This window comes from Corynebacterium lipophilum, assembly GCF_024102595.1.
Taxonomy (GTDB): Bacteria; Actinomycetota; Actinomycetes; order Mycobacteriales; family Mycobacteriaceae; genus Corynebacterium; species Corynebacterium pseudogenitalium.
In genome coordinates this window covers 23,884-31,804 of sequence record NZ_JAEUWV010000020.1, presented here as the reverse complement: position 1 = coordinate 31,804, position 7,921 = coordinate 23,884, and the positions used below count along the sequence as shown (strand labels likewise).

The window sequence follows — 7,921 nt, the reverse complement described above, 5'->3', positions numbered from 1 at the left end:
CCCGACGCTTCGCATCGAGTTCGAGCTTGCGCTTTTGCTGCATCAACGCGGAGACTTCCTTGCGTAACTGCTGGATTTCAACGCACTCATCCATCGTCAACGTTCCAATCCTCCTTGGTGTAGTACGCGTGGTGAGATCACCATCGGCAACCATTGCTGTCCAGCGTCGCACGGTGTGGTCAGCAAGTCCATGTTCAATCAACCACGCTTCTTTCTGGCCATACGGCACCAGCTGATATTCAATGACCATCTCACGGATGTAGTCAGGTGAATACCTTCCCCGATATGCTTCATCAACGCTGCGTTTGGCTCGTTGAATACCATCTAAACCATCAGTGGTGGACTTTGATAACTGTAATGCGCGGGCCCAGCGCTTGATATCGCAAGACTGGATTGCCTGTCGGGCGCACCACGGGCCTTTCGTGCCGTACGGCAACCGGTTATAAATCGTGATCATTTGCCGCTGTTGTGCTGGATGAAACCACCTGCCAGAGCCAGTACTGCGGTACGGGGAGAACACGAACGCTACTGCTTGAAGTGAGGCCAACGTGTCTTCATCGAGTACTTCCCCTACCGCCAGCACACGCGGTGGCATTGCTAGGATCTCTTTGACTTCCTCGCGTGATGTTTTAGTCTTGCCCCCGTGGGTCCTTACCGGGGTTGCAACGGTCGGTGGTGACGTCAACGCTGACGGCACCAACTCAGGCAACTGTGGGTCGGTCATGAACAAAACCTCCTATGGATTGACGTTCACAACCATCCTGTCACTAAGGGAAAACGGGAATGTGGTGTCTGGGCAGGGGAGGTGCGCACCAAATTCCTGGTTTTTCGGCGGCCAGGTTTGGAAAAGCCTAGGTCGGCGGGGGTACGGGAGGGAATGTGGTGCGCGCGACAAGGGAGTGAGTGCCAAAGGACGCAATTCCTGTTGGGAGAGGGGGTAAAGGCCCAGGTCGTGAAAAGGGGGTTGCGTCCTTTGGCACTGAGGCGAGGGGGAGTGCACCAAATTCCCTCTCGTGGAGTTGACGACCTGGGGAAACGCCGAGGGGGTCTTGCGGAAAACGGGAATGTGGTGTCTGGGCGGGGGACACGCGCACCAAATTCCTGGTTTTTCGGCAGCCGGGTTTAGAAAAGCCCAGGTCGGCGGGGGACAGGGAGGGAATGTGGTGCGCGAGGGGCCTCAGCGGGGCCTCCGAGGAGGCTAATCCTCGGAGAAGCCCGCCTGGTTGAGCTCCCAGTAGGCGCCGCGGCGGGCGAGGAGGGAGGCGTGATCGCCTTGCTCGACGATGTGGCCGTCCTGCATGACCAGGATGAGGTCGGCGTCGCGGATGGTGGAGAGGCGGTGGGCGATGACGAAGCTGGTGCGGTCGGCCTGGAGGGCGGCCATGGCGTGCTGCACCATCAGCTCGGTGCGGGTGTCCACGCTGGAGGTGGCTTCGTCGAGGATGAGCAGAGATGGCTTCGAGACGAAGGCGCGCGCGATGGTGATCAGTTGGCGTTCGCCGGCGGAGAGGGCGCCGCCGTCCTGGTCGATGACGGTGTGGTAGCCGTCGGGGAGGGTGTGCACGAAGCGGTCGACAAGGGTGGCTTTGGCGGCGGCGATGACGTCCTCGTCGGTGGCGTCGAGGCGGCCGTAGCGGATGTTTTCCAGGATGGTGCCTTCGAAGAGGGTGGCGTCCTGAAGCACCATGCCGACCTGGCTGCGCAAGTCTTGGCGCGACATCGACTGCGTATCGACGCCATCAAGGAGAATCTGGCCCGAGTCGATGTCGTAGAAGCGCATCAACAGGTTGACCAGGGTGGTTTTGCCGGCGCCGGTCGGCCCAACGATGGCGACCTTCTGGCCCGGCTGCACCTCCAGGTTGAGGTCCTGGATGAGGGGAGTGTCGGTGTAGGAGAAGTGGACGTCGATAAATTGGACGTGCCCGGAGGCGCGCTTCGGGCTGGTGTGTGACTCGCGGGGCTCCTCGGGGGCGTCGATGAATTCGAAGACGCGCTCGGCGGACGCGACGCCGCTTTGCACCATCTGGGCCATGCCGCCGAGCTCCCCGAGCGGCTGGTTGAACTGGCGCGAGTACTGGATGAACGCCGTCGCCGCGCCGAGCGTCAGCGAGCCGTTCACGACTTTCAGGCCGCCGAAAACCGCGATGAGGACGTAGGAAAGGTAGGAGATGAACTGCATGATCGGCATCATGAGCCCGGAGAGGAACTGCGCGGAGGCGGAGGCGGTGTAGAGGTCGCGGTTGCGGGCGTCGAAAATTTCTTGAGAGGCGTCCTGGCGGCCGAAGAGCGTGATCACCTCATGGCCCGAAAAGGACTCCTCGATGTGTCCGTTGAGCTGGCCCGTTGCGCGCCACTGCTGCTTGAAGTGCCGCTGCGAACGCTTGCCGATCACCCCAACCACCAGGCCCGTCAGCGGAATCGAGACGAGGGCAAGCAGGGTGAGCTGCCACGACACCGTAAACATCATCGCCATGATGCCCAACACCATCAACACCGACTGCAACGCCTGCGACAGCGCCTGCTGCAACGTCTGCTGCACATTATCGACGTCGTTCGTGGTGCGCGACAGGATATCGCCGCGCTGGCCGCGGTCGAAGTAGCTCAGCGGCACCCGGTTCAGCTTCGCCTCCACCTGGGCGCGCAGGCGGTAAATCTCGCGCATGACCATGCGGTTCAGCAGGAAACCCTGCAACCACATCAGCAGGCTGGCGCCGACGTAGAGCGCCAACACCGCCAAGATCAGCTGGCCGAGGCGCGAGAAATCGACGCCCACACCAGGGGTCACATCCATCCCGGACAGCATGTCCGCGAACGTGTCCTGGCCGCCCGCGCGCAGGCCCTCAATCACCTGCTCCTGGGTGGCGCCGGCGGGCAGGTGGGCGCCGATCGCGCCCGAAAAGATGACGTCCATCGCGTGGCCCATCACGCGCGGGGCGTACACATTCAGCCCGACGGACACGCACACCAGCGCCACCACCAGGGCAAACAACGCATTGTGCGGGGCCAGCAGACCGACCAGCCGCTTCGCGGACGGCCAGAAGTTCTTCGCGGAGCGCGGGGCGCCGCCGAAGTGGCCGTCCATGGAGCCCTCGAGCTTCTGGATTTCCTCGTCTGTGAGTTCGACTTGGTCCTTAGCCATTATTTTGCCTCCACAGTCTGCTGGGACCGGACAATTTCCTGATACGTCGGCGAAGTTTGCAGCAGCTCATCGTGGGTGCCGCGGGCCACGATGCGGCCGGCGTCGAGAACCAGGATCTGGTCCGCGTTCTGGATCGAGCTGACACGCTGCGCCACCACGATCACCGTCGCGTCAGCCACGTGCTCGGCCAGCGCTGCGCGCAGCCGCGCGTCCGTGGTCATGTCGAGGGCGGAGAAAGAGTCGTCGAAGAGGAGGACGCCGCGCCGCTCCACAATCGCGCGCGCAATGCACAGGCGCTGGCGCTGCCCGCCGGACACGTTCGTGCCGCCCTGGGAAATCGGCATCTCGAGGTCATCCACGAAGGTGGCCTGCGCGATCTCGAGCGCCCGCCACAGCTGCTCATCCGTCGCATCCGGGCTGGCCACACGCAAATTCGACGCCACCGTCCCCGAGAACAAATACGGCTTCTGCGGCACCATCGCCACCGCGCCCACCAGCTGTGCACGGCGTAACGACGCCACATCCCGACCACCAACCAGCACCCGACCGCCCGTCGGCGCGTAGAGACGCGGAATCAACCCCAACAACGTCGACTTGCCCGAACCCGTCGAACCGATAATCGCGGTTGTTTCGCCAGGGTTGGCTTGGAAGGAAATGCCGTCCAGCACCGGCTCCTCCGCGCCCGGGTACGTGAAGGTCACGTCCTCGAAGGTGACGGTGCTGTTTGTCGGGGCGGCTGCGCTGGCCGGTGGCTCGATCAGCGACGGCTCGTGCTTCAACACCTCCGTGATACGGGTGGCGCACACCAGGGCGCGCGGCAGCATCATCGCCATGAACGCGCCCATCATCACCGCGGCGAGGATTTGTAGGAGGTACTGCAAGAACGCCGTCAACGACCCGACCTGCACCTCACCCGCGTCCACACGGTGGCCGCCGAACCAGAGGACCGCCGCCGTCGCCAGGTTCAGGATCAGCATGATCACCGGGAACATCATCACAAACAACTTGCCGATCCTCAGACTCAACCGCGTGAGGTCGGCGTTGGCGGCGTCGAAACGCTCGGACTCGAACTCCTCCCGCGTAAACGCACGCACCACGCGCACGCCCGCGATCTGCTCGCGCAGCACGCCATTAATACGGTCAATCTTCGACTGCATCGAGCGGAACAACGGTAGGAGGAGACCGATCAGCGCCGCCACGACCACCGCCAACACAACGACAGAAACCGCGACCAGCCAGCTCATCCCCGGATCCTCCCGAACCGCCATGACCACGCCGCCGACCATCATGATCGGCACCGCCACCATAAAGTTCAAGAACATCAAGAACACCTGCTGGACCTGCTGCACGTCATTCGTCCCGCGCGTAATCAGCGTCGCCGAACCGAAGTGCGACATGTCCTCCGCCGAGAACCGCGACACCCGACCGAACACCTCCTCGCGGATATCACGACCTGTGCCCATCGAGGCCCTCGACCCGAACCACACCGCCGCACACGCCGCGATCACCTGCACAAACGCCACTGCCAGCATCACGCCGCCGGTGCGCCAGATGAAGGGGACGTCACCTTGGGAGACGCCTTCGTCGATAATTTTTGCGTTCAGGCTGGGCAGGTAGAGCGTCGCCGCAGTCGTGATTGCCTGCAGCAACACCACCGCGAGCATCGCGCCGCGGTACGGGCGCGCGTGCCTGCGCAGGAGCCTTACGAGGTCCATGGGCGGTCCTTTACAGATCGTGGAATTGGAAAGTTTGATTGTAGGCGTCATTTTTTGGGGGGACAGGTAGTGATGATGAGTTTGCTCGAGATTTTGTGAACAGAATTGCGTTTTTGCTTGCGTCCCACTTTTCGCTTTCCGACGCCCACTTCGCCCCCACCGCGCCAACCGGGTACCATGGAACGCGGTCAGTCACCATTGCCTGTCACATTGCTTGGCTCTGATGACAGCAACAGCGTGACGACCTCCTTTCGGGTCTGGTGGGGCCCGAACCTAAAGGGCCTGGTGGGGCCCATGGTGGGGCAGCCCGCGCGGTACTACGGTACGGCGCGGGCTGTTTTGGTTGGGGGTGGGTGGTGTTGGGCTTGAGGTTAGCGGGTTTTGATGGCTTTTGGCTTTTGAAGGCTTCTCCCGGTCTGGCTGTCTGGCTGTCTGACCCACCCCGCCGCTCCAGAATTGTTCCCCGGACCTACGGGTCTTGGGAACTTTCTTCGTAGACAGGCGTCGTGACCTGGAGAAACGTAGGTACTGGTCGACGGGAGCGGGTCTGAAACGCAAAATGGTTCCCGAGCGCGGGAACTATTTTGCTGGTCGATGGTTAGTGTTGGATACGAAACGGATAGGCCGTATACTGGCGAGAGTGAAACGGGAAAACGCCCGTACAATACAGGTCACAGGCCCTCACTTTCGTGAGGGCCTGCCCTTTTTGTTGAGGTGGACGTGTCGTGACCGAAGGTATATCCGGATGGATCTATCTGGATCGGCCTACAACAAGTGAATTCGATCCAAGGAGAGGGCGTCGGTAGATCGTGGTTGATTAGGCAACCAAGCTCCCCTTCGATAAGACAATTCGCCCTGGATTTTCCCAGCGAATGGCGTGCTACGGCAGAAAGTGCATGGATTCTATAAACTGCCAAAAGACCGGACCACCGCACAAACGCAGGGAACACCCTTGAAAACGTATTGCGTCGAGACTCAACGAGCTCATCCCCGCAAGCACATGGAGCGTTAAAGACCTCGTCACAAAGCCTCAGAAAAGAACACACTATGTGGCTCTTTCCCACCCGCTCGGGGGCGCACGGCGCACCAGGCATCCCGATCCAAACAGTGTTGGGCTCATCCCCGCGAGCGCGGGGAGCACCGAGTGCGCCGTTATGCGGCCCGCGAAGGGTCGGGCTCATCCCCGCGAGCGCGGGGAGCACATCGGTGGTGCACCTACGAAAGCGTTATTGATGGGCTCATCCCCGCAGGCGTGGGGAGCACAGACCGTTACGGGCCACACGGTCGGTGCCCGCCGGCTCATCCCCGCAGGCGCGGGGAGCACGTGTTCGCACACCATGGCGCGCTAGGTGCGCCGGGCTCATCCCCGCAGGCGCGGGGAGCACCAGTTCACGCCCCGCGCCTTTCGCGTCCTGGCGGGCTCATCCCCGCAGGCGCGGGGAGCACTCATTCTTGCCGGAGAAGTTGAACGCGGCGGTGGGCTCATCCCCGCAGGCGTGGGGAGCACAGACCGTTACGGGCCACACGGTCGGTGCCCGCCGGCTCATCCCCGCAGGCGCGGGGAGCACAGCGCCCCGGAAGCGGCAACAGCCTTGTTCACGGGCTCATCCCCTCAGGCGCGGGGAGCACGAAATTCACCCGGTGGAATTCGACGAGGAGCTGGGCTCATCCCCGCAGGCGCGGGGAGCACCGCAAAAATCAATGGCCTCGAACCCCAATGAGGGGCTCATCCCCGCAGGCGCGGGGAGCACCAATCACGTCCCGTCACCTCCTTCATCTTCAGCGGCTCATCCCCGCAGGCGCGGGGAGCACGGGGCGTTGACGTTTGAGGCGTGGGCGCGTGAGGGCTCATCCCCGCAGGCGCGGGGAGCACCACCTCGCGCACGGCGGTATCGACGAGGCAGTGGGCTCATCCCCGCAGGCGCGGGGAGCACCTCAAAAGATAGTCGCTAATTGACCTGCCAAACGGCTCATCCCCGCAGGCGCGGGGAACACCCGTCACGATTACGCGCATGCCTTTGGCCAGTGGGCTCATCCCCGCAGGCGCGGGGAACACCCGTCACGATTACGCGCATGCCTTTGGCCAGTGGGCTCATCCCCGCAGGCGCGGGGAACACAGCTTCGCCTTATCAAACTCGGTTCCCAGCTGAGGCTCATCCCCGCAGGCGCGGGGAACACAGACCTCGCCGTCCGTGAGGTGGCGGGTTGGGGGGCTCATCCCCGCAGGCGCGGGGAACACGGAATCCGGCCACCTAAGCCCCTGGAGGTGAGAGGCTCATCCCCGCAGGCGCGGGGAACACGACCAGATTTACAAGGCGGCATCGCAGGGCAAGGGCTCATCCCCGCAGGCGCGGGGAACACTTTTGTTGTCTCAGGACGCTACAGCGCGACTGCGGCTCATCCCCGCAGGCGCGGGGAACACTGGACCCGCGCACATTCATTACGTCCCCGCTGGGGCTCATCCCCGCAGGCGCGGGGAACACATCGACCCCCTAACCGACCCCTCACCGTAGGGGGGCTCATCCCCGCAGGCGCGGGGAACACCGGCCTGGTTCTGGGTCGGTTGCTGAGGCGTCGGGCTCATCCCCGCAGGCGCGGGGAACACAGCTTCTCGACATGCTCCGCCACCCGCGTATCCGGCTCATCCCCGCAGGCGCGGGGAACACCCAGTGCTTGCCCGGCATCGTCCACGGGTGATGGGCTCATCCCCGCAGGCGCGGGGAACACTTCTCCCCGGCGCGCCCCATGATGGAAGGAGACGGCTCATCCCCGCAGGCGCGGGGAACACGGCTTCGAGATGCGCTGTGTGTGAGGCGCAAGGGGCTCATCCCCGCAGGCGCGGGGAACACGGCTCGAGATGCGCTGTGTGTGAGGCGCAAGGGGCTCATCCCCGCAGGCGCGGGGAACACACAACCGGGGGTTCAAACCGGGCAAGGGTGCGCGGCTCATCCCCGCAGGCGCGGGGAACACAGGCCGGGAAACCTCGATAGCGCGCGCCGCGCCGGCTCATCCCCGCAGGCGCGGGGAACACGGGTTGCCGAGTCCCATGAGGCCACTGTCGATGGGC

General features: G+C 63.5%; 2 protein-coding genes, 1 pseudogene and 1 CRISPR repeat array (1 of these 4 cut by a window edge). All 3 genes and pseudogenes read right to left on the bottom strand.

Going from position 1 to position 7,921, the window contains the following annotated elements:
* Positions 1–724 (bottom strand): annotated as a pseudogene (locus JMN37_RS10020) (hypothetical protein); the annotation flags it as partial.
* 474 nt (positions 725–1,198) lie between these two features.
* On the bottom strand, positions 1,199–3,139 hold the full coding sequence (locus JMN37_RS10015; protein WP_305883255.1) for an ABC transporter ATP-binding protein: 1,941 nt from the start codon (positions 3,137–3,139) through the stop codon (positions 1,199–1,201).
* The gene (locus JMN37_RS10010; protein WP_252932018.1) at positions 3,139–4,854 is read right to left on the bottom strand and encodes an ABC transporter ATP-binding protein; all 1,716 of its coding nucleotides are present in this window, start codon (positions 4,852–4,854) and stop codon (positions 3,139–3,141) included. The genes JMN37_RS10015 and JMN37_RS10010 overlap by 1 nt, the downstream gene beginning before the upstream one ends.
* A gap of 1,113 nt (positions 4,855–5,967) precedes the next feature.
* A CRISPR array of direct repeats spans positions 5,968–7,921; the repeat unit is 28 nt; unit sequence GGCTCATCCCCGCAGGCGCGGGGAACAC (it continues 939 nt past the right edge of the window).